The following is a 25,379-nucleotide window of genomic DNA, read 5'->3' as shown; positions in this document are numbered from 1 at the left end:
AATAAAGAATATATTGTGAATTTTTTGTAAAAATATCACATTTACTCTGCTTGAGTTAGTAATCTTTTCATTACATCTCTCAATTTTCTTTCTTCTAATTGGTCATTTCCAATGATAACAATAACTTTTATATCTTTATCTGATTGATCCCATTTATAAGCCTTTGCATCGATAATAGCTTCCTCTGGAATAAACTCTTCCATATCTAATGCCATCTCTTCTGCTAAGCTGAGATATTCATCAAAAACATCGTCCTCTTTCATTTCACTTAAATTAAAATCATCATATTCTTCTTCTATAATCTCATTTAAGATTGAGATTTTCACACTTAAGCAAAAGGCATGAACATCTTCTCTTTTAGTTCCCTTTGTCATATCCTTAATTACTTTAAAATCAGTTTTACTTTCTATTATTTCTTTCATCTCATCATTATGAATTACATTTTCACCAAATAATACATACATTTATATCAGCTCCTGTTAATTAATTCTTAAGTTTTACATGCACATCATTATATCACATATATAGATTTTAATTAACAACTGTATAGATTTTTTAGAAATTCTACTTATTTACTATGAATAAAAAGAGCTTCTTCTCAAAAATAGCTCACTAAAACTTACAAAATACCGAGCCTACACTTTATTATAAGTGTAGGCTCAATATTAATTTAACATTTAGCTTGTTTTATGACCTTATTTTACTCTTGGTAATACTTCTTTTTTAAAGAAACTCTTTGCCGTTAAACCTGATACACTGAATACTTCTCCATCATCAATTTTTACAGATACAGCATCAGAACAATGACCTAAACAAAATACTGCCTTTAAATCTACTTTATCTGATAGATTATATTCTTCAATGCTCTGTTGAAAAGCATTTATAACATTATAAGATCCCTTCACATGACAGGCGCTACCTATACAAACACTTAAGTTTACCACAGCGTTTACTCCCCTCTATTATAATTCACATGTAATAACTTATGAACTTTTCCATTTAATAATCCTGAATAAAGAGACATCATTACTGGATTTTCTTCTGAGCGTTTAAGGCTACTCATCTTATCTGCTGCATATAAACCTTCTCCTCGCTTTTGCTTTCCTTCGAACATAGTAAATGGTTGTCCTGCTCCACCTACACATCCACCTGGGCAAGCCATTACTTCAATAAAATCATAATGTGCTTCTCCTAATTTTATCTTTTTCACAAGGTCATCAGCATTTTTAAGACCACTAACTACAGCAATTTTTAATTCCTTGTCATTTACTGTAATACTAGTTTCCTTTACCCCAGACATTCCCCTTACTCCATTAAATGCTATAGTTCTTAGTGTAGATACAGATTTATCATCTAAAACCCTTCTTAAAACAGCCTCTGTAACTCCACCTGTAACTCCAAATATAACTCCTGCTCCACTACTAACACCAAATGGCATGTCTACAGCTTCTGGTTCTATCTCTGAAAATATAATTCCAGCTTCCTTTATCATAGCTATAAGCTCTTGAGTAGTTATAACATAGTCTATATCCTTAACTCCATCAACTTTAAATTCATCTCTATCAGCTTCAAATTTCTTAGCTGTACAAGGCATTATTGCTACATTGACTATTCTTTTACTAGAATGGCTATAGTGCTCTTTTAAAACAGAACCAAACATCTGCATAGGAGATTTACATGTTGAGATATTATCCATCATCTCTGGGTAAGTTTTTTCTACATAATTAACCCAAGCTGGACAACAAGAAGTAAATAAAGGAAGTCTTTCATTATTTTCTAATCTTGAAATGAATTCTCCGGTTTCTTCCAGAACTGTAAGGTCAGCTCCAGTAGATGTATCGAATACTTCATCAAAACCCATTCTCTTTAAAGCTCCAACGATTTTGCCCATTACATTTTCTCCATCTTTTTGTCCAAGCTCCTCACTTATTCCAACTCTTACTGCTGGAGCTATTTGCACTACTACCTTAGTATTTTTATCACTTAAATCTTTCCATAGTCTTTGTGTATCATCTTTTACTACTATAGCTCCTGTAGGACATACTGCTGCACACTGACCACAACCTACACAGTTTGATTCTACTATAGGTTTGTCAAAAACTGTACCTACACTCATCTCTGCTCCTCTTTTTATAAAGTCAATAGCACCTACATTTTGAATTTCATTACACATTCTTACACAGTCACCACAAAGTATGCATTTACTCTTATCTCTTACTATACATAAAGATGATGTATCTAATTCGCTTTTTTCTGCTGTATTGTCAAATCTTACTTTTCTTATTCCAAAGCGATGTGCTAACTCCTGTAGTTTACAATGTCCATTTTTTTCACAGGTAGTGCAATCTCTACAATGATTTGAAAGTAATAATTCTAATATATTCTTTCTATATTTTCTTAATCTAGGTGTATTAGTATATATCTGCATACCAGCTTTTGGTGGTGTAGAACATGCAGCTTCAATTCCACCCCACTTATTTTCTACCATACACATACGGCAAGCTCCATATACAGAAAGCTCTGAGTAGTAGCATAAAGTTGGTAAGTCTATTCCTGCTTTTCTAATTACCTCTAAAATATTTTTTTCTCCCTTTATTTCCACTGGGATGTTATCTATAATCATAAATTGTTCATTCATTCTATTAATCCTCCTTTATAGCTTTAAAGGCACAAGCTTCAATACAGGCACCACATTTAATACATTTATTTTTATCAATTACAAAAGGTTCTTTAACCTTACCTGAAATGGCACCTACTGGACAAATTCTTGAACATTTTGAACAACCCTTGCAAAGGTCTGCATCTATATATATAGTCTTAAGTTTTTGACATGTCTTGGTTGGACATTTCTTATCAATAATATGTGCTTCATACTCACTACGGAAATTCTTTATTGTACTTACTACTGGGAATGCTGCAGTTTTTCCTAATCCACATAAAGCTGTAGAAGATATTGTATCTGCAAGTTCTAGTAATAAATCAATATCTTCAATTTCACCTTTACCTGCTACAATTCTCTCTAATATTTCAAGCATTCTCTTAGTTCCTTCACGACATGGTATACACTTACCACAAGACTCATTTTGAGTAAAGTTCATAAAGAATCTAGCTACTTCTACCATACAAGTATTTTCATCCATTACAACTAACCCACCAGAACCTATCATAGCTCCAGCTTTCTTTAAAGAATCAAAATCTAGTGGTAAATCTAAATGTTCTTTTGTTAAACAACCACCTGAAGGACCACCAATTTGAACAGCTTTAAACTCTGCTCCTCCTCTTATTCCTCCGCCGATATCAAATATTATTTCTCTTAAGGTTGTACCCATTGGAACTTCAATAAGCCCTGTATTTTCAATGTTTCCTGTTAATGCAAAGGCTTTTGTTCCATTGTTATTTTCTGGGCCCATAGTTTTATACCAATTTGCTCCCTTTTCAATTACTATAGGTACATTAGCAAAGGTTTCTACGTTATTAAGCACTGTTGGTTTTCCAAATAATCCTTGTTCTACAGTTCTTGGTGGCTTAACTCTAGGCATACCTCTTTTTCCCTCAATAGAAGCTGTTAGTGCACTTCCTTCTCCACATACAAAAGCACCTGCTCCTTTATTGATTTTTATATCCATGCTAAAACCTGTACCAAGAATGTTCTCACCTAATATTCCATACTTTTTAGCTTCTTCTATAGCATTCTTTAATCTGCTAACAGCAAGAGGATATTCTGCACGTACATATATGTATCCTTCCTGTGCTCCACAGGCTACTGCTGCAATCATCATTCCCTCTATAACTCTATGTGGGTCTCCTTCCATTATGCTTCTATCCATAAAGGCACCTGGATCTCCCTCATCACCATTACATACAATGTACTTCTCACCCTCAGGTTGACGTTTTACCTGACCCCACTTACGCCCAGTTGGGAATCCACCGCCACCACGGCCTCTTAAATTAGAATCATCAATTTCTTTTATAATTTCATCTGAAGTCATATCAAACAGTACTTTTTCTAAAGCAGAATATCCACCTATAGCAAAATATTCTTCTATAGATGTAGAATCAATATGACCACAATGTTCTAATGCCAATCTAGTTTGTTTTTTATAGAAAGGTATTTCATCTTGAGTTTTGTAAACCTTACCATCTTTTTCATAAGCCAATCTATCTACACATTGACCTAAAACAATAGTCTTATCTATAATTTCTTCACAATCCTGTGGCTTAACTTTTATGTATAAATATCCCCATGGTTCAATTCTTACTAAAGGTCCCATCTCGCAGAACCCATGGCAACCACTTTTTTTAATTCCCACAGATTTTTCATGAGATTCTTTTTCTAATCTTACCTCACATATTATATCTTTTGCCTTCATTAGTCTTACAAGTTCATCGTATATTTCCAGTGAACCACCTGCTATACAACCAGTACCTCCACATACAAGGATTTTTACCTTTTCGTTGTGAAAGCTTTCTTTATAGGTATTTCTTATATTAATTAAATCCTCTCTATTAAGAAGCATATTATTTCTCCTCCTTAAGCTTACTTAAAAGTTCTAATGACTTTTCAGGAGTCATGGCTCCATAAACCTTATCATTAACAGTTAACGCTGGTGCTAAACCACACGCTCCGAGACATGAAACCGTTTCCACAGTAAACATTAAATCATTAGTAGTAACCTTATTCTCTGAAAGGTCCAATTCACTTCTTAATTTTTCTAATATTGGTATAGATTTTCTTACATGACATGCTGTTCCATCACATATTTTTATTACATATTTTCCTTTAGGTTCTAAAGAAAAATTTTCATAGAATGTAGCTACGCTGTAAATTTTTGCTTCACTAACACCTAATTTTTTAGAGAAATATGGAAATATTTCCTCTGGAAGATATCTATATATCTCCTGAGTGTCTTGCAATATAGCAATTATACTACTAGGGTTATATCCATGATTTTTTAATATAACATCTAGTTCTTCATAATTAAAGGATGTTTTCATTGTTTTCCCCCCTACAATGCTTGTTAAATTATTATCACTATTACATTTTATACTGAATTTTCAAATATTTCAATACAAAATAATAATTATTTTTTTAATTGATTTCTATATATTATATTAACTATATAAACTATTATTCTTACATTTTTTTATATTTACTTTAATTTTACATTAATTTCTATATATCATTATTATAAATTCTCTATAATGCATGGGTGTTTTTGAAAAATTTATAAAATAAAGTAGATATATTCAACATCCTGTGTTAATTAAATATATCTACTTTAAAACTTTACATCTGTAACGATGTAAAGTTTATGAAAAAAACCTTTCAGACTCTGTCAAAAATATAACTAATGCCAATAAGTCCGCTGATCCCCCAGGACTCACATTTTCATCTATACACTGCTTTTCAAAGTGATGGGCTGCTTTAATTCCTTCTTCGCTATTGAAACCCCCTAAGTTTAAAATTTCATAGGCGCATCTTTGAACTTCACGAAGTTTTTCTATATTTTGTCTATGTACAATGGTACTATCCTCTACTTTACTAATCAGCATAAGTAATGTTTCAGAATACAAATCATTTCCTTTTAGATTAGAATTTTTATATTTGGGTATTATTTCCTGGAAAATATTTTCAAGACCTTTTTTAATTTCACCTCTAATTCCAGCAACGCCATATTTTAAATATAAAGCCTCTCCATGAGTTAATTCTTTCTTTTTATGCAAATCTTTAAAATCATCCAATATATTTTCACACATATCCTTTAGTATAATCTGAACTTTATTAAAGGATAATTTCTCATAAAGAGCTTTACCTAGCGCAGTAGCCACTACTCCTATTAAAAATATCATGCCTTTATGAGTATTTACTCCTTTAGTAACTTTAAACATAGTATCTTCACATTTTATTCCAATAATTCTAATAGCTTTAAAAATATTTTTTGGAGTTTCATAGCTATAGCCTACTTCTACCATTTCTTTTATAAAGGGTGCTATAGCAAAACTACTATCTAAAAATGTATAGTAATCCATATCTTTATGGGACCCACTTGTAACAGGTGAAACTAATCCATAAGAAGGCATAGTTGATACCTCTGTAATCATTGATTTTAGTGCTAGTTGAGATATCCCATAAGATAATTTATCTCTTTTAGCTAAATAACAAGTATATTCTTCATACTTATCAATAAAATACTCTTTTATCATCTCTATACTATGCTTTTGACTTCTAGAACATACTCTAGCTTCTTCTTCACATAAAAAACATTTTCTAGGTTCTAGACCTATGTCACTTCTAGATACTCCACGCAATGACGGCATCAATGGATCACTATCATCAAGATAATATATATCTATATCTACACATCTACCTAATATATGATTTTCTTCCATATATATAAGTTTCTTTTTTACTTCAATGTTATCAGTATTAAAGATGAAATGACCTATAACTCCTTCTTTATTCTTATATACTTCTTCACAAATTATATTTTTATTATGAAATAAATATATATCCTCACAAACTATCTTGGCAATTTTATCTGTAATGTAATTAGATTTTTTTATACCAGGATAGTTTACTCTTACAGTTGCAAGAGTAATTCCCCCAGATGTATTTCTCAGAAGTTGTTCTTGATGTAATACTCTCTTTTCTCTATGATTTAAAAATTCATCTATTTCTGTATAGTCCATATTAATGTAAGGATAGGCAATAATTATCCTATCACTTTTCCCCTTCCTTACTATGATAAATTTAATGTTTCTATTGCATATTAATTAATTTTCAATTTTCACCTAAGAAAATATTTGTTATTTTAATGAGGCAAATCTCTAAGTTTAAGCTTCTCTATGATATCTTTTCCTAGACTGCTTGTTAAAAATTCATAGGTAGTTAATGGTACTAGCTCCCTCACTTCTTCTAGTTTATCTTCTTTAAGTAATTCTCTAACTCTAGACGCGCTTATAGCTTTATTTTCTATCTCACATCTCTCTATAACTTCAACTTCCACACCGTACTTAGGCAATACGTCTTCTAAAGTTTCATTATAAGTATTAGTAACATTGCAGTAAGGTTCACTTCCTACATATCTTTTAGTTATATTTAGCTCCTTACAAAAATATTTACCAAAGACATTTCCATCTATTTTAGTGTATTCTTTTAGAATGTCGTCATCTTTTCTTAAAAAATAATTTGGAAAAGTAGCTGATGATATAATATAATTTCCACCAGGTATTACAGTTACATTATTAAATTCCTTAACTCCCTCTTTTATAAGTTGAAATCTAATTTGGAATGGAAAAGAGGACTTCTCTTCTTCTACTACAAAAATTATAACATTTCTATTTTCCATAGCTGCCTTCTCAACTATATATTTATGGCCTAGTGTAAAAGGATTACAGTTCATAATTAATGCAGCATATTGTTCTTCTTCCTTTAACTCATAACTCTCCTTTATATTTTTCAACTCACTATAGATATTTTTATTTCCTGCTTCCAATAAGCTAACTTTATCTGTATCAACAATCACCTTATATCCAAGTCCTTGAAACAGAAAATTATTAGAGGGCTTAGTAAAAATAAAGTTATGGTATATGCCTTCTTCAAAGAGTTTATTAGTGATATCAGTAATAAGTATATTGGATATACCTTGCCCTTGATGATCCTCACTTACAGCAAAACATTTAACGATATTATTTTTCTTAGAACAAGTAGCTATTATTTCTCCCTTTTCCTCTATTATTAAAGTATAATCTACATCTTCATATTTAAGGGCAAATCCCTTTAAAAATTCCTCAACCCTATTTACTTCTATTTTAGAATTAAGATTTATTTTTTGAGTGTTATAATACATTTCTTCACCTCATTTAATAAATTATATCCTATCTTAATTTTATAAGTTAAAGTATCTTCTTACAAAGGATATTATTAGTAATGCAATAATTACAATAATTACTGAAAACACAGCATCAAAGCCACTTTTAAATTCATATTTCTTTTTTCCTTTAGCTATTTCTTCTGCTTCATTAAACATTCCCTCTGCATGAGCTTCTTGTAAGATTTCTTTATTTGTTTTTCTATTTTTCTTTTTACTCATATTTTTCACTCCATTATAAGTTTCTAACTATTAGGATACTTACATTGTATCATAATATAAAAAGAGTGTTGACAGCAACACTCTTTTTATATTTATTTTCAAAATCTGATTTTAAAAGAATATACCAAAGGCTATACTTGCTAATATAAGCATTATTCCTCCACCAAGACGAGAAGAAATTTGCGCAAATGACATTAAATCCATACGTTTTGCTGCTGTAAGAACCGCAACGTCTCCTGATCCTCCACGGTTTGCCATACATAACCCGGCTGAAATTGCTGTTTCTATTGGATAGAATCCTACTAACCATCCTACAATTCCTGATCCAAGAATTGCTCCTGTAACTATTAAACCTGCTATAACAACGTTAGCAATATTGAATGCTGCTATAAGCTCCCCAAGATCTGTCATAGCTATACCAACTCCAACCATTACTACTAGTAAGAATTGTTTAGAGAAAAATCCTTGAAGCTTTTTAGCGCCCTCTTTTAATTCTAATGGAATTATATTAGCTACATTAGCTATAGCTACTAAAATAACCATCCACGCAAACCTATGAATATCAATTTTAACATTGATTCCCATCAACGTAAATTCTGGTATAATTAAAGTTTTTGATAAAATATTTCCAAGTACATAAAATGCACATGCAAGAATTAGTCCTGCTGCAACTTCTCTAGCTGTAACTTTAACTACTCTTGTTTCTTCTAATTTAGATATATCTTCTGCATTTCTTATTAATTCACCATGTCCATTAAATTTAGCTCCAGCTTTAGTTTCACCAAATTTATTTAATACTGACGCTGCTATTATAGCTATAATATTAGCTATTGTAAGAATTGATAGCGCAAAGGATAACCATGCTGCAGGGTCTCCTCCAGTAACACTTGAGTAAATTTCACTCATTGGAATTGCTCCTGCTCCAGTTCCACCACCCATTATTGGAAGTACATACTTAGTTGCTATTTCTGACATAGGAATACCAAACATAGCTCCACCTAAAGCTCCTAGTACAAAAGCTACAATTACTCCACCTAATATGGCTGGAATATATCCAAGGAAAGCTTTCATTAGTAATTTCCTATTAACTGATAATATTGACCCTGTTATAAGTACTGCTATAAATAAGTCTAAGAAATCTGCAGTATCCATGAATATTTTTACAGCTTCAACACTAGCTTCTGGTATTATCCCATAGTAAACTAATGCTGCAGATCCTAGGAAAGCAAGGATTGGACCTCCTCCAACATACTCTTTCCATATTGGAATTCTATCTCCAATCATAGCAAATAGGATACCTACTGAGTATAATAGTGCAAAGGCACCTACAGAGTTTTTAGGTAAAAATCCCTTAATTGCTGCAAAGAAAACTACTACTGCAACTCCTGCAAAAATGTACCACGGCATGCCGTATACTTTAAAGGGACCTTTTTTTTCTTCAATAAGATTTTCTGGCATAATTAATCCTCCTAAAAATAAATTGTATAATTTCATTACTAGGCCTTACTTTTAATAAGTCCTAATAGAGTTAACAAGATATATATTTAAACCTTTCAAATAAGAGATTATATTTAGATTACTTTTTAAGCTTTTTAACTACGTCTATAATACTTCCATCTCTGTATTCTATTACTGCTACTACATTATCAGAGAACTTTAATTCCTTAGGAATGCCTATTAGCTTAACAGCAATTTTTCTTAATTCTTCCATAGTTATTAATGGAAGGCATGCCTTCTTAAACTTGTTGATTAAATCTTGTCTTCTTGGATTTACAGTTACACCATAATCTGTAACAACTACATCTACTGTACTACCTGGAGTAACAATAGTAGTTACTTTTTCAATTATAGTTGCAATTCTTCCTCTTGTAAGAGGTGCTACTAAAATTGATATTTCAGCATTAGCTGCCGTGTCACTATGTCCACCTGATGCTGCTCTAATAACTCCATCTGAGCCAGAAATAACATTAACATTAAAATCAGTATCTATCTCTAATGCACTTAGGACAACAAAATCTAATTTGTTAACTGCAGCTGATTTATTAAATGGATTAGCATAAAAATCTGCACTAACTTCTATATGTCTTTCATTTTTCCCAATGGACTCTGCAGCCTTTAAATCAAAGCATTGGACATCAAATAATGTATCGCAAAGCCCCTCTTCTAAAAGGTCTACCATAGGTCCTGTAATTCCACCTAGGGCATAACTTAATTTAATATCTCTTTTCTTTAATTCTTCTTTAACAAAACGAGTAACTGCTAGAGACGCTCCACCACTACCTGTTTGCATAGAAAATCCATCTACAAATCTTCCTGATGCAAGCATTACATCAAGTACTCTTTTTGCCATTAAAAGCTCTTTAGGATTTGATGTAAATCTAGTTGCTCCAGACATTATCCCCTTTGAATCACCAATTTCATCAACTACAACTACATAGTCAACTTTAGTTTGAGAAATGCTCTGTGGGAAGTTGGGATAATCAACTAAAGTATCTGTTACTACAACTACCTTATTAGCATACTCTGCATCTACCTTTGCATATCCCAAAGATCCACATATGGATTTTCCTTTTACACCATTGGCATTTCCCATGCAGTCAGCAGATGGAGCTGCTATAAATGCTACATCTATTTTTAAATCTCCTTCTACAATAGCTCTAGCTCTTCCGCCATGAGAACGAATAACTGCTGGATGCTCACCTAGAATTCCTTCAGATATTGCAGCTGCAAGTTTTCCTCTAAGACCACTGCTTTCAATTCTATTTACAACACCATTTTCTATATGTGCTACAAGTCCATCATGAGCACTTGTTAAAGAACTTGATGCTACTCTTAAATTTTTAATACCCATTTCTGCTAATGTATCTACTACCATCATTAAAAGCGTATCTCCAGCTCTAAAGTGATGGTGAAAAGAAATGGTCATACCATCTTTAATTTCACATTTTTCTATAGCAACTTTTATAGATTCTACTACTTTAGTTCTCTTTACTTGCTCTTTTAAATTTTCACTATCACTTTCAACTATAGTTCCCTTTGGTTGATTAATAAACGGAGTTTCATAAATCATTCTATTCTCATATCCCGGTATGCTGTTTAATAATTCTTTGCTTACTCTATTACTCATTATCTTCACCTCCAACCAAAACCCCCGCTGCTTTAGCAAGTTCTAAAACTCTTTGAGCTCTCTCTATAATTGGTTTATCTACCATTTTACCGTCTACAGTGAATACTCCCTTATTTTCACGTAAAGCTTCCGCTGTAGCGTCGACTATCTTTTTAGCTTTAACTATTTCTTTTTCACTAGGAGTATATACACTGTGTATAAGCTCCACTTGTCTTGGATGAATTAATGACTTACCGCCAAATCCCATTCTCTTAATAAGATTAGCTTCTTTTAGGAATCCTTCATCGTTATTTACATCTGAATAAACTGTATCTAACACTTCAAGTCCACAAGCTCTACCTGCCATAGCAATCATTCCTCTTGCCACATAAAGCTCATCTCCCTCTGGAGTTCTTGTTGTCTTCATGCTAGTTACAAAATCCTCACCACTTAAAGCCATACCTATTAACCTTTTAGTTGGAGATTTTGCTATTTCAAAGGCATGCATAACTCCCAAAGCCGATTCAATGGCTACCATTATCTTTGTAGAACCAATTTCTCTTCCACAAGCCTTCTCTATTTTTTCTATTTCTCTATCTACAGTCATAACATCTTCTACAGTTTCAGTTTTAGGAATTCTTACAACTTCAACCCCCCCTGTAACTATTGCCGCTAAATCTTCTTGCCAAAAATCCGTATCTAAACCATTGATACGAACCACTGTTTCTATACCTAGTTCTTTATAGTAATCTCCTAGATTTTTTAACATATTGTGAACTAAAAATCTTGCAGAATCCTTTTCTGATATAGCAATTGCATCTTCTAAGTCAAACATTACTGAATCAGGTTTGTATATGTGTACATCTCTTATAATTCCTGGATTATTTCCAGGAACAAATAGCATCGAACGTCTTAGTTTCATCTTAATCTCCCCTTACATCCATTTATATTCCTTCTTTTCAGCCGATCTATGAACCGCAGTCTGAACTCTACTTTTTATTACAGGGTTGATTGCACCTTTATCATTAGCAAACACCTTTACATTTTCTACCTCCAAGGATTTAAGAGTTTCTTTAATAACTGCTTCTATTTCCTCTCCAAATTGTGCTTTAACAGTACTTTCTAGAGTAATTTCTATTCCAGCAGTTGAGGGTTCAATTATAATTTGAATATCACTGGATTCCAATGTGCCAGCACTAGCTACTGTTTTAAGTTCCATATTTACGCCTCCTGATTAAAAATATTCAATAACTTTGTATCCCTTTTCATACTTTAAATACTTTTTGTATACATCTTGTTTATAGTGTATACAATTTATTTGTGAAAATCAATAGAAAATTGAATGTTTTTTAAAATTTTATAACTTTAAACTTGCTATAAAGCATAAAAAAAAGAATTGTTAATACAATTTTAGTATTAACAATTCTTTTTGTTTTATAGGTAATCGTTTATAAACTACTATTTAACCACTGCATTTTGAAAAGATTTCTTAGCACGTGTAACATGAGCTCTTGCTCTTTCTTCGGCAAGTTGCTCATCTCCAACTTCTATAGCATCTATAATTTCTATATGCTCTTTAAGTGCATCTAATTTCCTTTCTTTTGTCATTAAACTAATCTTTCTTAGGCTCTGTAAGTATTCATATATGTATTCCATTTGTGATATTAGCCTTTTATTATGACAAGCATCTAAAATTATTTTATTAAATCTATTGTGAACTTCTACATATTCCTTTTCTTCATTAGTATCAATAAGTTTTTTCATATTTTCTATAATTTCTCTCAATTCTCTTATTTCAATTCGAGAGATATGCATACATGCTCCCCTTACTGCAAGGCCCTCTAAAACTTCACGAATATCATATATCTCTATAGCATCCTCAATACAAATCCCCTTGACTATAGTTCCTTTTCTAGGGATATTCACAGCCAAGCCTTCACTTTCTAACTGCCTTAATGCCTCTCTAACCGGGGTTCTACTTACCCCCATAGCTGTAGCAATATTATTTTCTACCAATCTATCTCCTGGGTTTATATCTCCTGTAAAAATAGCTGTTCGAAGCTCTTTAAGAACTATTTCTCTTATAGATTTTTCTTTTCCCTCATCTAAATTCTTTAAAATACTACTCATAAATATCTACATCCTTAATAAAATAATTTGTGACTATACTACATATGCTTTATTTTAATTATAAATTTTCATTACAAATAAAGTCATTCCAATTAATATTTTAACTATACAAAAATATTAATTATATACATAAATATTACATACCTTTAACTCTTTGTCAAATTAGGTCAAGTATAATACTTATGCATATAAAGTAATTATCATTTTTAAAGGATTAGATTTTTAATTTGAAGCATCCGTTTGCTTTGGTTGATTATATTTATTAATCTGTCTTTGATTTAAAAGGTGAGATAATTCTTCTTCAGATATATCTCCAAAATTCTTAAATTCATAGTCATTATCCTTAAAATATTTTATTATATAAGGAAGCGCCTTAGGTGTAGTAGAATTTGAGGCACCATCATGCATGAGTACTATAGCAGTATTTGGATCTATAAAAGTTTTTTTAAGCTCCTTTTTAAAGGTAGATAAAAGTTTTTCTACAGGTACATTTGTAGAAAGAGCATCCTCAATAGATATATTCCAATCCACATAGTACAATCCCTCATCACATAATTCATTTCTAATAGCTCTAACAGTTCCCTTATCTCCAATGGTAGTGCTAGACCCTCCAGGCATTCTCATGAATTTTGAAGGTTCATGACCAAGAACCTCTGTGATAGCTTTATTAGCTTTATTATAATCCTCCAAATATTCTTCCTTACTTGAATAGATGCAGTTCTTATGATTATAAGTATGTATACATATTTCATGCCCTTGTTCTTCAACTTGCTTTAGTATATCAGAATTTTCTTTAGCTAGTTCTCCTATAACAAAAAATGTAGCTTTTACATTTTCTTCTTCTAAAATCTTTAGTATTTTTAAAGTATTATTGGTAGGTCCATCATCAAAAGTTAGATATACTATTTTTTTTAAATATTCCTTGTCAGTAGATTCTCTATCGTCTTCAGCTAAAGCTAAATTAAAAGTACAAAATATACATATAAGTATAAGCACAACCACAGAAGAATATTTTAATTTCTTCATTACTAATCCTCCTTATATAAATAGTTAATTATCTTAATATATATTGTGCTCTTATTTATAAATGTATACTATTATTTTAAAGGTTAAATTAGCAAAAAGAGGTTGTCTCAGATTTATTATGAAACAACCTTTGTTAAAAATAATTTTTATCTATTTTATACAATTAGCTTTAGTAATAGTTTTTATATTCTCACACATTTCTTTTAAGTACTCGTAATTAGCTATATCATAATCAATCTCTTTTGGATTTAAAGGACTTCCAAAGTAAACTTCTGGATTGCATTGGGTTGAATGATCTTTTCTTCTAGTAAAAGAGGCTACATGAAGCTGATTAAACTTCATATTTTCGATCATCCATTTTACATTATGAGGTCTTATCCCCCCTGGAAGTATTTCAATTTTCCCCTTACTATACTTTATCAACTCTTTTAAAAGTTCTGCTCCATCTTCTACTGTGTTTTTTTGTCCCTTAGTAAGAATTCTTTTTACACCTAAATCAACTAAGGTATCCAATACTTTAAAGGGGTCTTTCACTACATCAAAGGCACGATGGAATACAGCTTCTCTATCTCCTATAATGTCCATAAATCTTTTGCATAATTCTACATCAAGAGTACCATCTTCCCGTAATGCTCCAAATACTATGCCATCAGCACCAGCTTTAATTGCTGCTTTCATATCTCGTTCCATGGTTTTAATTTCATATTCAGAATAACAAAATCCAGCTCCTCTCGGTCTTATCATTACCATAATAGGAATATCTACTGATTTTTTAGCTTCTTCAATAGTACCTATTGATGGGGTTATCCCCCCAAAAAACATATTTGAATTTAACTCTACCCTATGAGCTCCAGCTTTTTTAGCTATTATAACATCTTCTAGTGAACCACAACATATCTCAACTAAAACCTTTTCTTTCATTATCAATTACCCCCATACTAACCTTTTAATATGTAATCTACTTCCTAAATATAATTACAAATTAATATATAACTATCTAAGTAAACTTAATATTAAAAATAGGTCGATCTGCTATAACTTAAATCTTACAATACTTTCTCCTACTTCTTTATTATTATCATTAACAATAACCCTTGGAAATACCCTTTTTAGTCTATCTATAGTATCTTTATTTTTATAATTAATCTGCTCTAATATAGACGCTACAATTAGCGGCCATTCCTCTTCTGATCCATCTATTATCTTAATTGAAAATCCAAGTCTTTCATCTCTAAGTCCAAAACAATATACTCCTTTTGCTCCACCCTTTGCCACTATATTATTATCCATTAATAGTAATGAGCATATTAAATCAGTACCGGAAACCATCTCATAATTTTCATTCATTAATTTAGTAATCTTTATTACAGCATCTCGTGTTAACTCATCCCCAATAGTGTAAGGACATGCCATCTTCATATAAGCCATGGCTAAATTTTTCATAGGCATTGCAAATACAGGAACTCCACATCCATCTGTACCAATTTTTATATATTCTCTTGGATATTCAGATATCATTGAAATATAAGAAAGAATTTCCTGTTGTGCTGGACTATTAATATTCCAATATTCCCTTTTATCACAATTCATATCAGTGCATAAAGTTAAAATTCCCATATGTTTTCCTGAACAGTTGTGATAAATTCGTCTCTTTTCTCCACCATTTTTTAATATTTCTTCTTTAGCATTCATTGATAATGGATATGTAGGTAAACATATAAGTTCTTCTTCAGTTATCTGGACTTTATCCATTATAGATTCTAATGCCGTAACATGAAATGATTCTGCCCTATGAGAGCCAGTCATAACTGTGATTTCTTTATCACTAAGATTATACTTTATATCAATACCTCTCTTTATTAATGGAATAGCTTGTATTGGTTTTGCTGATGATCTCATATAAGTTACAAATTCAGGATCACCTATAGAGTAAATAACCCGTCCATCTTCATTTACACAACATACATATCCTCTATGTACACATTCTAAAAGTTCTCCCCTATATTCTTCAACTAAAATCTCATCCATAATAACATTCATCCTTTCGATGCGCTCAATGCACAAATTTTTATGAAAGTGATTAACCTCTAAAACACTATCAATAATATAGACAAGTATAAAACAATAATATATATTAAATACACATAGGATAATTATTTATCCCATGTGTATATTTTAACATTAATTCTGATTTCATCCCATAGGTTTCTTTAATTTGCCTCTTTCAATTCCCTACAATCCTTATGATGAATTATATTTTTCTCCCAGTCTCCTTTGCGATACATTATATATCCAAAAATGCATATTATTAGATTACTAAAACTCATAGAAAACCATATGCCTACAGAACCTATATTTGTAAAATTTTTAAATAGTAATATCATAGGGAGTCTGACAAACCAAAGTCTCCCAACTTCCATCTCCATAGAATATCTAGTATGACCTGATCCCTGAAACACCCCTTGCAATACACTAAATATACCCATAAGTGGCATAGACCATGCTATATATTGCAAATATGTTATCCCCTCTGAAATTACCATCATATCGTCCTTAGACTGCATAAAGAAACCTATAATTTGTTTATCAAAAGCTAATAATACAATTAACCCTAAGACAGAAAAACCTATGGTAAGCTTTATAGCTTTTACAAAGGCTTCCTTGGCTCTCTTAAGTTGGTTACACCCTAGATTTTGACCTATAATAGACGTAAGGGCTGCTCCAATTCCCATGGCTGGTTGAATTACAAGAGATGTAATTCTATTTACCATAGCAAAAGCTGCTAGTGTAGCTGTGCCATAGGATACTATAAAACCATTTAAAGCCATAAATCCTAAGGCTGAACCAGATTGTCCAATAGATGATGGAAGGGCAACTGATATGATCTTCTTAATTATTTCTCTATCAAATCTAAAATTCTTAAAAGAAGGTCTTACCTTAGATGATTTTCTCATTAAGACATAAATTCCAGCTATTGACAAAACAACCTTTGACAATAGAGTTGCTATAGCTGCTCCTGCGATTCCCATATTAAATGTAAATATAAATATTGGATCTAAAATCATATTAAGAACTGCACTAATTGCACTAAGGACAGTTGGAAATACTGTATTTCCTTGTGCATTCATTATGGAGTTAAAGTTAAAAAACAAAAACATAAAAGGCATATCTAAAAAAGTAATTCTTAGATATATTATACTATTTCTTGCTAATTCACCTGTCCCCCCCATTACTCTTACAACAAAGGGAGATATTATATATCCTACTATAGCAAATAGTATTGAAGATAAAAAAGATACTACCAAAAGCTGACTTGCATACTTATTAGCCTCTTCATATTTATCAGCTCCTATAAACTGAGAAATGATAGATGTACCTGCTATAGATAAACCCATTCCGATAGATATAAATAAAAAATTAACTGGCCAAACAAATCCTGTAGCTGCAAATTCTACTGATCCAATTTTACTTACCCATAGTCCATCAACTAAATTATATAGTGTTTGTATTAAATTATTTATCATAATAGGAATTGCTAAGACACCTATTACTTTGTATAAATTATCATTTAAAATAAAACTTCTTTTATTCTTAACCATGTTCCCTCCTAAATCATATTTAAATTTCTTATTACTACAATATATATTATATACGATAGATACTATAAATTTCTATAAAAAATTTAGGATGTCGAAATATATTTTTTGCTAAATAAAACAGTGTATATTTTATGATTTTAAATTCATCATCATATACACTGCTCATTTATTTTTATTTATATTACTTTACATATTATAAAATAAATTTTGTGAAGGATACTCAGCATCACAAGTAACATCTATTCCCAGTTTTCTAAATATTTGCTCGTCACCAGTACTTAGGATAGTAGTAGAGTGAGCTTGACACCCTTTAAGCTTTATAAGCTTTTCTAAAGCAACTTGAGCCATAGGATTAGTAGCAGCACAAATGCTAAGGGCAATCAGTATTTCTTCTGAATTTAAAGATGTATTATTACTTCCTAAAGCATTGGTTTTCAAACTTTTTATAGGTTCTAATACCACTGGTGAAATTAAATGAATCTCATCAGATATGTTAGCTAGGTACTTTACTGCATTTAAAATAGCCGCTGAAGATGCATCCATTAGCTCTGAACTTCTACCTGTTAAAACAGTACCATCTTCAAGTTCTAAGGATACTACAGGACAAGCATCATTTTTATTTGCTTCTAATTTAAGCTTACTAGAATATTCTCTAGCAGGAATGACTACTTTTCTATCCTCTGGTTTAAGATTTAAACTTTCCATAATTATTTTAATTCTTTGGAAAACCTCTGCATCTACATATCCTTTTTTATATTCAACACTAGTTTTAAAGTATCTTCTAATTATCTCCTGTATAGAAGCTTCCTTAACAATTTCATCATCAGTAATTCCAAATCCTACTCTATTAACTCCCATATCTGTTGGTGATTTATATATAGATTCTTTTCCAGTTATCTTCTCAATAATCCTCTTTATAACTGGGAACATCTCAATGTCTCTATTATAGTTCACTGCAACCTCATTGTATGCATCAAAGTGAAAAGAGTCTATCATATTTACATCTTTAAGATCAACAGTAGCTGCTTCATAGGCAATATTTAAAGGATGTTTCAAAGGCACATTCCATACAGGGAAAGTTTCGAATTTAGAATATCCAACAGCATTTCCTCTTTTATTCTCATGGTATAATTGATTTAAACAAGTAGCTAATTTTCCGCTTCCTGGTCCTGGTGCTGTTACTACGACTATAGGCTTAGTAGTTTCTATATATGGATTCCTTCCATAGCCCTCATCACTTACTATAGTATCAACCTCTGTAGGATAACCTTTAATAGCTTCATGCTTATAAACTTTAATACCTCTACGTTCTAATTTATTTATAAAAATATTAGTAGCTGGTTGACCACTATATCGAGTTATAACCACACTATTTACCTGTAAATCATATCCTCTAAGATCATCAATTAATCTTAGTACATCCATGTCATATGTAATTCCAAAATCGCCTCTTATCTTATTTCTTTCAATATCACCGGCATATACACAGATAATTATTTCTGCCTTTTCTTTAAGCTTATGAAGTAACTTTATTTTTGCATTTTCATCAAAGCCTGGCAAAACTCTTTTAGCATGCATATCAAATAAAAGTTTTCCCCCAAACTCTAGATAAAGTTTATCATAATTATTAACTCTCTCTAAAATATATTTTGATTGTTCTTCCAGATATTTTTCGTGATCAAATCCAATTTTCATCTTTACACCTCATCCTAATAATAAAACATACATATTATTATTACATATTTTCATCATTAGTAAAACCTAAATTGAAAATTTTTAATTTTTTTGTTAATTCTAAATTTGATCTTTATAATTTATTTCTAAATTTTATGCTTTTAAAATTTGTGCTTTTAACTCCTCCATTAATTCCTTTACTGCAACTATACTTTTTATTCTATGGGCATTGTCTCCACAAAATACTAAAGCTTCATCCATATTTCCCTTAACACCATTTATTAGTGCTTCACTAATGCAATAAGGAGTTTCTTTTGGATTACAGTGAGATATACATCTATAGCATTTTTGCACCTTCAATTTTCCTTTAAAAGTATCCTCTACAAAGGAATTCCATATAGCTCTTCCTGGTAACCCTACAGGACTATCTACTATAACTATATCCTCTTCTTTTGAATCAACATAAGCCTTCTTAAAATTTTCTGATGCATCACATTCTACTGTTGCTACAAATCTAGTTGCCATTTGAACTCCATCTGCACCTAGTTTTAAGTATTTAGCTATGTCTTTTCCATCATATATACCTCCAGCCACTACTACTGGAATCTCCTTATTATACTTTTCTCCATAAATTTTAGTTTCATTAATTATATCTACTACTTCTTTATCGAAGGCTTCTTCAGTCATATTTATATTTTCCTTTTTAAATCCTAAATGTCCTCCTGCTCTTGGTCCTTCAACTATAACCATGTCAGGTGCCATTTTATCATGTCTATCCCAAAGCTTCATAATAACTTTGGCTGACTTTAAAGAAGATACTATTGGTGCAATCTTTACTGAAAAACCTTTGATTAATTTTGGTAATTCTATTGGTATTCCAGCTCCTGAAATAATAATATCCGCACCACCTTCTATGGCTGCCTTAACATGCTCTTTATAATTATTCATAGCAACCATTATATTAACTCCTATAACTCCTCCTTCAGTAGCTTTTTTTGCTAATAAAATTTGGTTTTTTAAAGCTCTAATGTTAGCCGCCAAATTATTACTTTCAAAGTCCTTTTCATCATATCCTACTTGCGCTGCAGATATAACTCCGATTCCTCCTTCATTAGTTACTGCTGATGCAAGTTTTGATCTAGAAACTCCTATCCCCATTCCACCTTGAATTATAGGCATAGGTACATATATATTTCCTATCTTAAGACCTTTTATATTCATAAAAACACTACCTTTCAAATTAAGATATTTTACTTTGAATTTCAAATACTTTGATAATCAAAGTTTATTTTTATTATAAGCCATTTTAATAATTGATGCAATAAGTATCCTTACTGAATATATATAATTAACTCATTCTTCATAAAAAATCCGATCTTATATTCATAAAGGAATACAAAAATAAAAGAACTATACATAAAATCATATGTATAGTTCTTATCACTTATATACCTTACTTTATTTGTATTCAATTTTTTCTTTTAAAATACTAAATATCTTTTTAGAAGTCTCATCAATAAACTTATCCATTTCCTCTTCATTAAGATATATAAAATTTTCCTTAGTCTCTTCATTATCTCCTAAATAATATTCTGTTATATACTTAACTTGCTTCATTAAAGCCCCTTTAGGAAAATAGTCTATATAATCTGGTACCTGTTCTATATTTTTAAATATAGTATGAAAAATAAAGTTAGAATTTTTTTCTAAGTATAAAAAATCTAATCCATACCAATCTTTTTTTATGGTCCAAATAAAACTTGCATCTTCTTTTAATTTTTTATTATATAAAGCATTTTTCTTTTTTTCATTAAAAAACTTAGACCATTCAATATCTGTAAGCAAGTGTATATAATATCCAAGGACATAAGCATATTTTGAATATTCCATGAAATTATTTTTTATATACTTATGAAAAAATCTCTCCGAATCTATATTATTTTCTTCATTAATCCAATGTGTAATTGTTTTTGGTGGATTGAAACTACTCCAATCTTCATTAGGAACTCCAGAATCCGGACCAACATTTCCAAGTATAAATGCTGTAGCATCTAAATCATCCATATTTTTCAATATATTTTCTGCAATTCTAAGATGAGCTATCCAAGTTGCCATTAAACCCCTCCTTCTTGTACTATCCTATGACCTCTTGTTCATTAACAATAGTTCTTTTAGACTTTTTGGCTATAGCCATCATAAGTCCTAAAGCTATTGATAAGAAAGCCGAAGCAACTACTCTATACTGTGGTGGCATTAAAAATACAATGGTATGACATGGAATCCAGAAAAATGGAATTGTTTTTAACATACTAAACCCTATGAGTATATTAAAATCAACTTCTTTAACCAAATCATTTATAGTTACCTTTTTAAGCCCTCTATATTTAACATCGATATATAAATCACTAAATTTATGAAATAAAAACATAAAGGGTGCAAAAGTAACATTCATCATAGTACTTGTTAAAAATGCATGTCCAAACTTTGAGCCATGGAAAGGTAATCTTCCTATATATTGTGCAGCTAACACTCCTTCTGAATATAGTGTAAAGGCTAAAGTTATCATCATTCCAATTATTCCCCATATAATTGCTTTAAAAATTAGTCCTTTAGTCTTTTGCCACTGTCCATGTAAAATTCTAGCTCCTAACATGTCTCCCATGGTAGCTAAAACAAAGAATTTAAAAAAGCCACTTATATATGGATATGCTTGTGTCATAGTCATAAATACTTCTCTAGTTGTTGGAACCATTAAAACTGCAGCCCATAAAAATAATAAGCCTCCCCATAAGTAATCCCCTAATTTCATTTGATTATTCTCCCCTTTTCTACTGTATCTTTTTAAATTTGCTATTTAATAAACATTATAACGTATTCAATTTCATTTATCTATAATAAATTTTTATTTTTCAGAAACTTTTCACAAGTTGAAAATCTAGCTTAATTGTGTTACCATATTATTACATTTATATACATATTTTATATGTTACCTATTGAAGTATATTTAATTCTTTAATATAAAAATAAAATCTATAGGAGGACTATATGAATAATTCAATAAAGGATATATATCTTAAATACATTAAAATAAGTAAATTAAATAAATATATAAAATTGGAATCAAAAGAAGATTTTAGAAATCTCTGGGCAAAAATGAAATGGATTAATTCTCAATGTAAACCTATTATTCCTTTTTTTATTTCTACAATAATAATCAATTCTGTTTTATCTTTAATTGGAGTCTATAATGCTATAATATCAAAATCTCTTATAGATGCTGCTATTAGTGGTAAAACTTCAACGGTTATTCAATGGCTCATTGTAATGGCCACTATAATGTTTGGAAAAATGCTCATATCTCCTATTACCTCATTTATGAGTACTAGGGCATCTACTAAACTCAATCAAGGTATGCAAAGTAAGCTTTATAAACATCTTACTTATAGTGAATGGATTGAACAATCAAAATTTCACAGTGTTAGCCTGCTTACTAGAATCACATCGGATGTAGGAACAATATCTTCAACAATATTAGGTACTATTCCTAGCATTATATCTTTGCTAGTAACCTTCATAGCTTCCTTTTCTACTCTAATTTATTTTGCTCCATCCGTAGCAATTGTAGCAGTAATAGTAGGTCCTATATTGCTTTTAATTAGTAGATCTTTTGGTAGAAAGCTAAAAAAACTATATAAAGAAATACAAGAAGAAGATATAAAATATCGCTCTTTCATTCAAGAATCTATTCAAAACTTAATGATAGTTAAAACCTTTTGTATGGAGAAACTTAATGTAGATAAACTTCATCTAATACAAAAAAACAAATATGAGTTAGCTATGAAAAATACTAAACTTAGTGTTCTCTCAGGAATGTCCATGGGATTTTGTTCTACCATTGCTTATTTCTATATATTTTGCTGGGGTGCTTTAAATATTTCAAAGGGATTAGGAACCTATGGAACTTTTACCGCTATGATACAACTCTACAGTAATATTCAAGGTCCTATTTCTGGACTTGCTAACACTTTCCCGGCCCTTATAGGGTGTATCTCAGCTGCTGAAAGACTTATGGAAATTGAAGAAATCGCTCTTGAAGATGTCAATATCCCAAGCATTCCTGAATCATTTAAGTCTCCCTATATTAAATTTAAAAATGTATCCTTTAGTTATAAGGAAGGAAGCCCTGTAATAAATAATGTAACCTTTAACATAGCTCCTGGAGAAATTGTAGCCTTAATCGGTCCCTCTGGAGAAGGTAAAACAACCCTAATAAGACTTTTACTATCACTTATTCACTGTGATGAAGGAGAAATTATCCTAGGAGGCTATAACACAAGAAATAGTGATGAAATAGTTTTAAATAGGAATCATAGGGAACTTATCTCTTATGTGCCTCAAGGAAACACTCTCTTTTCTGGAACCATAGAGGATAACCTTCGCTACGGTAAAGATGATGCTAATACAGATGACATTGAAGAAGCCGCAAATGCAGCCTGTGCCTTGAAGTTTATAAGTAAATTAGAAGATAACTTTCATACCTTAATAGGTGAAAAAGGTAGTGGAGTTTCAGAAGGGCAAGCTCAAAGGCTAGCCATAGCAAGAGCTCTCCTAAGAAAAAGACCAATTTTAGTCCTAGATGAGGTAACTTCATCTTTAGATATTGATACAGAACTCAATGTCCTTAAATCAATAAAAGAACTAGACCATAAACCAACCTGTATTATAATAACCCATACACCTTCTGCATTATCTATCTGTGATAGAATTTTAAAACTCGAAAAAGGAACTCTGAAAGAGATTGAGAATAAAGTTATACTAGAAACAGCAGTAAATTAACAAATAAGCCATCTATGAAATCTTTTTTAGGATTTCATAGATGGCTTTACTCATATTTTACGCTAATTCATTTTTTGCATCACAAAGTTGAAAATTTAGCTACCACTGCATATCCACTTCTATTTTCTCCACCTGTAATAAAGTAAGACCCACATCGTATCCATGCATGTGCTACCATCTCATTTTTTTCATTCTTTTTAACCCCTAGATAAATTGTAGTTGGTACTCCCTTTCCTCTCATCATTCTTTGTGCAGTAAGGGCTTTAATAAGGCACTTACTTTCCCATGGCGTATATCGTGAAGCATTAATAACTGCCCACCTTATGTCTCTCGCTATTCTATATGAATTTATATCTACCTCACCAGGCGACTCTTCTTTTATATTACCCATCCTCTTCCTAAGTTTATTAAAAGGTACAAAGATTATTAAAATCCTATAAATTCCTGTATATATATAAGCTTCTAGAAATCTTAACTTATTACTACCATCTAAAATAGCAAAGGTTCTAATCTTTCTAGTTAATACTGATAAGCTCTGCATTTTTAAGTTTTCCTAAAAATTCTACTACGTTTTCTTTACACTGATTCTTTTCAACCTGAAACTCTCCAAGCAATATGTTAATAATATTATTAACAGTAGAAGGCTCTTTAATAATCTCCCATATTCTACTTCCAACCTGATTCATCATAAAATATTGACCTTTTTCTAAATTCATCATAACCACTTCACCATCTAAATCTGTAGCATCAATATCAGAATTTCTTGTAATCTTAGAATTTAGTGTCATCTCCAGGTTGCCATTAATTTTAGCAGATTTAACTTTAAGTTTTTTAATCTCCATATCTCTCATCCTCTCAAATATAATAATATACTTATCTATAATGCTAATTTAAAATATACATACTCTGTACACG

Annotated in this window: 24 protein-coding genes; 1 reads left to right on the top strand and 23 read right to left on the bottom strand. The window is 30.9% G+C overall.

What is annotated here, in order from left to right; translation table 11 throughout:
- Positions 1–41: 41 nt before the first annotated feature.
- From B3630_RS15470 to B3630_RS15370, 21 genes are all read right to left on the bottom strand, one after another.
- The gene (locus B3630_RS15470) at positions 42–464 is read right to left on the bottom strand and encodes a hypothetical protein (RefSeq protein ID WP_346899710.1); all 423 of its coding nucleotides are present in this window, start codon (positions 462–464) and stop codon (positions 42–44) included.
- A 231-nt stretch (positions 465–695) separates the two neighbouring features.
- Positions 696–944 carry a (2Fe-2S) ferredoxin domain-containing protein gene (locus tag B3630_RS15465; protein ID WP_035133546.1) on the bottom strand — a complete coding sequence of 83 codons (249 nt, stop codon included), beginning with the start codon at positions 942–944 and terminating at the stop codon, positions 696–698.
- 5 nt (positions 945–949) lie between these two features.
- Positions 950–2,638, bottom strand: coding sequence for a [FeFe] hydrogenase, group A (locus B3630_RS15460; protein WP_346899708.1), 1,689 nt, complete (start codon positions 2,636–2,638; stop codon positions 950–952).
- A gap of 4 nt (positions 2,639–2,642) precedes the next feature.
- A complete protein-coding gene (nuoF, locus tag B3630_RS15455; protein ID WP_346899706.1) occupies positions 2,643–4,517 on the bottom strand; it encodes an NADH-quinone oxidoreductase subunit NuoF in 1,875 nt (624 codons plus the stop codon).
- Between the two features lies 1 nt (position 4,518).
- Entirely contained in the window at positions 4,519–4,995 is a 477-nt protein-coding gene (locus B3630_RS15450) for an NAD(P)H-dependent oxidoreductase subunit E (protein WP_346868637.1), read from the bottom strand.
- A gap of 315 nt (positions 4,996–5,310) precedes the next feature.
- Positions 5,311–6,690 carry a triphosphoribosyl-dephospho-CoA synthase CitG gene (citG, locus tag B3630_RS15445; protein ID WP_346899704.1) on the bottom strand — a complete coding sequence of 460 codons (1,380 nt, stop codon included), beginning with the start codon at positions 6,688–6,690 and terminating at the stop codon, positions 5,311–5,313.
- Positions 6,691–6,812: 122 nt separating this feature from the next.
- Positions 6,813–7,850: a [citrate (pro-3S)-lyase] ligase gene (gene citC, locus B3630_RS15440; RefSeq protein ID WP_346899702.1), complete on the bottom strand. Its 1,038-nt coding sequence runs from the start codon at positions 7,848–7,850 to the stop codon at positions 6,813–6,815.
- A 39-nt stretch (positions 7,851–7,889) separates the two neighbouring features.
- Positions 7,890–8,093, bottom strand: coding sequence for a hypothetical protein (locus B3630_RS15435; RefSeq protein ID WP_346868640.1), 204 nt, complete (start codon positions 8,091–8,093; stop codon positions 7,890–7,892).
- 111 nt (positions 8,094–8,204) lie between these two features.
- The gene (gene citS / locus B3630_RS15430) at positions 8,205–9,551 is read right to left on the bottom strand and encodes a citrate/sodium symporter CitS (protein WP_346899700.1); all 1,347 of its coding nucleotides are present in this window, start codon (positions 9,549–9,551) and stop codon (positions 8,205–8,207) included.
- A 118-nt stretch (positions 9,552–9,669) separates the two neighbouring features.
- Positions 9,670–11,220, bottom strand: coding sequence for a citrate lyase subunit alpha (citF, locus tag B3630_RS15425; RefSeq protein ID WP_346899698.1), 1,551 nt, complete (start codon positions 11,218–11,220; stop codon positions 9,670–9,672).
- Positions 11,213–12,121, bottom strand: coding sequence for an aldolase/citrate lyase family protein (locus tag B3630_RS15420; RefSeq protein WP_346868643.1), 909 nt, complete (start codon positions 12,119–12,121; stop codon positions 11,213–11,215). The genes citF and B3630_RS15420 overlap by 8 nt, the downstream gene beginning before the upstream one ends.
- Positions 12,122–12,133: 12 nt before the next feature.
- A complete protein-coding gene (citD, locus tag B3630_RS15415; RefSeq protein ID WP_346868644.1) occupies positions 12,134–12,418 on the bottom strand; it encodes a citrate lyase acyl carrier protein in 285 nt (94 codons plus the stop codon).
- A 239-nt stretch (positions 12,419–12,657) separates the two neighbouring features.
- On the bottom strand, positions 12,658–13,329 hold the full coding sequence (locus tag B3630_RS15410; protein WP_346899696.1) for a GntR family transcriptional regulator: 672 nt from the start codon (positions 13,327–13,329) through the stop codon (positions 12,658–12,660).
- A gap of 222 nt (positions 13,330–13,551) precedes the next feature.
- Positions 13,552–14,355 (bottom strand): polysaccharide deacetylase family protein, encoded by an 804-nt coding sequence (locus B3630_RS15405; RefSeq protein ID WP_346899694.1) that lies wholly within the window; start codon positions 14,353–14,355, stop codon positions 13,552–13,554.
- Between the two features lie 150 nt (positions 14,356–14,505).
- Positions 14,506–15,276, bottom strand: a complete 771-nt coding sequence (locus B3630_RS15400; RefSeq protein WP_346899692.1) for a copper homeostasis protein CutC — start codon at positions 15,274–15,276, stop codon at positions 14,506–14,508.
- Positions 15,277–15,387: 111 nt separating this feature from the next.
- The gene (locus tag B3630_RS15395) at positions 15,388–16,383 is read right to left on the bottom strand and encodes an asparaginase (RefSeq protein WP_346899690.1); all 996 of its coding nucleotides are present in this window, start codon (positions 16,381–16,383) and stop codon (positions 15,388–15,390) included.
- A 182-nt stretch (positions 16,384–16,565) separates the two neighbouring features.
- The gene (locus B3630_RS15390; protein ID WP_346899688.1) at positions 16,566–17,954 is read right to left on the bottom strand and encodes an MATE family efflux transporter; all 1,389 of its coding nucleotides are present in this window, start codon (positions 17,952–17,954) and stop codon (positions 16,566–16,568) included.
- Positions 17,955–18,140: 186 nt separating this feature from the next.
- Positions 18,141–19,649: a DUF1846 domain-containing protein gene (locus tag B3630_RS15385; protein ID WP_346899686.1), complete on the bottom strand. Its 1,509-nt coding sequence runs from the start codon at positions 19,647–19,649 to the stop codon at positions 18,141–18,143.
- Positions 19,650–19,781: 132 nt separating this feature from the next.
- Positions 19,782–20,849, bottom strand: coding sequence for a nitronate monooxygenase (locus B3630_RS15380; RefSeq protein WP_346899684.1), 1,068 nt, complete (start codon positions 20,847–20,849; stop codon positions 19,782–19,784).
- Between the two features lie 237 nt (positions 20,850–21,086).
- Positions 21,087–21,743, bottom strand: a complete 657-nt coding sequence (locus B3630_RS15375; protein ID WP_346899682.1) for a zinc dependent phospholipase C family protein — start codon at positions 21,741–21,743, stop codon at positions 21,087–21,089.
- 19 nt (positions 21,744–21,762) lie between these two features.
- On the bottom strand, positions 21,763–22,437 hold the full coding sequence (locus B3630_RS15370) for a hypothetical protein (protein ID WP_346899680.1): 675 nt from the start codon (positions 22,435–22,437) through the stop codon (positions 21,763–21,765).
- Positions 22,438–22,673: 236 nt separating this feature from the next.
- On the opposite strand from B3630_RS15370, the gene B3630_RS15365 reads away from it, so the two are divergent.
- Complete coding sequence (locus tag B3630_RS15365; RefSeq protein ID WP_346899678.1) at positions 22,674–24,464, top strand: ABC transporter ATP-binding protein; 1,791 nt, start codon at positions 22,674–22,676, stop codon at positions 24,462–24,464.
- 79 nt (positions 24,465–24,543) lie between these two features.
- On the opposite strand, the gene B3630_RS15360 is transcribed toward B3630_RS15365, so the two are convergent.
- Together B3630_RS15360 and B3630_RS15355 are read right to left on the bottom strand one after the other, a co-directional pair.
- Positions 24,544–25,005: a lasso peptide biosynthesis B2 protein gene (locus tag B3630_RS15360; RefSeq protein ID WP_346899676.1), complete on the bottom strand. Its 462-nt coding sequence runs from the start codon at positions 25,003–25,005 to the stop codon at positions 24,544–24,546.
- Complete coding sequence (locus tag B3630_RS15355) at positions 24,980–25,306, bottom strand: lasso peptide biosynthesis PqqD family chaperone (RefSeq protein ID WP_346899674.1); 327 nt, start codon at positions 25,304–25,306, stop codon at positions 24,980–24,982. Before B3630_RS15355 ends, B3630_RS15360 begins: the two co-directional genes overlap by 26 nt.
- Positions 25,307–25,379 lie beyond the last annotated feature (73 nt).

The sequence above is a fragment of the Clostridium sp. UBA7503 genome (assembly GCF_002477055.1).
GTDB classification, from domain to species: Bacteria; Bacillota; Clostridia; order Clostridiales; family Clostridiaceae; genus Clostridium_J; species Clostridium_J sulfidigenes.
This window is presented reverse-complemented; position numbering and strand designations above follow the sequence as displayed.

Excerpts from the sequence above, each read along its gene's own strand:
- B3630_RS15470 (WP_346899710.1), bottom strand. The coding sequence starts at position 464 with ATGTATGTATTATTTGGTGAAAATGTAATTCATAATGATGAGATGAAA.
- B3630_RS15460 (WP_346899708.1), bottom strand. The coding sequence starts at position 2,638 with ATGAATGAACAATTTATGATTATAGATAACATCCCAGTGGAAATAAAG.
- nuoF (WP_346899706.1), bottom strand. The coding sequence starts at position 4,517 with ATGCTTCTTAATAGAGAGGATTTAATTAATATAAGAAATACCTATAAA.
- B3630_RS15450 (WP_346868637.1), bottom strand. The coding sequence starts at position 4,995 with ATGAAAACATCCTTTAATTATGAAGAACTAGATGTTATATTAAAAAAT.
- citG (WP_346899704.1), bottom strand. The coding sequence starts at position 6,690 with ATGGACTATACAGAAATAGATGAATTTTTAAATCATAGAGAAAAGAGA.
- citC (WP_346899702.1), bottom strand. The coding sequence starts at position 7,850 with ATGTATTATAACACTCAAAAAATAAATCTTAATTCTAAAATAGAAGTA.
- B3630_RS15435 (WP_346868640.1), bottom strand. The coding sequence starts at position 8,093 with ATGAGTAAAAAGAAAAATAGAAAAACAAATAAAGAAATCTTACAAGAA.
- citS (WP_346899700.1), bottom strand. The coding sequence starts at position 9,551 with ATGCCAGAAAATCTTATTGAAGAAAAAAAAGGTCCCTTTAAAGTATAC.
- citF (WP_346899698.1), bottom strand. The coding sequence starts at position 11,220 with ATGAGTAATAGAGTAAGCAAAGAATTATTAAACAGCATACCGGGATAT.
- B3630_RS15420 (WP_346868643.1), bottom strand. The coding sequence starts at position 12,121 with ATGAAACTAAGACGTTCGATGCTATTTGTTCCTGGAAATAATCCAGGA.
- citD (WP_346868644.1), bottom strand. The coding sequence starts at position 12,418 with ATGGAACTTAAAACAGTAGCTAGTGCTGGCACATTGGAATCCAGTGAT.
- B3630_RS15410 (WP_346899696.1), bottom strand. The coding sequence starts at position 13,329 with ATGAGTAGTATTTTAAAGAATTTAGATGAGGGAAAAGAAAAATCTATA.
- B3630_RS15405 (WP_346899694.1), bottom strand. The coding sequence starts at position 14,355 with ATGAAGAAATTAAAATATTCTTCTGTGGTTGTGCTTATACTTATATGT.
- B3630_RS15400 (WP_346899692.1), bottom strand. The coding sequence starts at position 15,276 with ATGAAAGAAAAGGTTTTAGTTGAGATATGTTGTGGTTCACTAGAAGAT.
- B3630_RS15395 (WP_346899690.1), bottom strand. The coding sequence starts at position 16,383 with ATGGATGAGATTTTAGTTGAAGAATATAGGGGAGAACTTTTAGAATGT.
- B3630_RS15390 (WP_346899688.1), bottom strand. The coding sequence starts at position 17,954 with ATGGTTAAGAATAAAAGAAGTTTTATTTTAAATGATAATTTATACAAA.
- B3630_RS15385 (WP_346899686.1), bottom strand. The coding sequence starts at position 19,649 with ATGAAAATTGGATTTGATCACGAAAAATATCTGGAAGAACAATCAAAA.
- B3630_RS15380 (WP_346899684.1), bottom strand. The coding sequence starts at position 20,849 with ATGAATATAAAAGGTCTTAAGATAGGAAATATATATGTACCTATGCCT.
- B3630_RS15375 (WP_346899682.1), bottom strand. The coding sequence starts at position 21,743 with ATGGCAACTTGGATAGCTCATCTTAGAATTGCAGAAAATATATTGAAA.
- B3630_RS15370 (WP_346899680.1), bottom strand. The coding sequence starts at position 22,437 with ATGAAATTAGGGGATTACTTATGGGGAGGCTTATTATTTTTATGGGCT.
- B3630_RS15365 (WP_346899678.1), top strand. The coding sequence starts at position 22,674 with ATGAATAATTCAATAAAGGATATATATCTTAAATACATTAAAATAAGT.
- B3630_RS15360 (WP_346899676.1), bottom strand. The coding sequence starts at position 25,005 with ATGCAGAGCTTATCAGTATTAACTAGAAAGATTAGAACCTTTGCTATT.
- B3630_RS15355 (WP_346899674.1), bottom strand. The coding sequence starts at position 25,306 with ATGGAGATTAAAAAACTTAAAGTTAAATCTGCTAAAATTAATGGCAAC.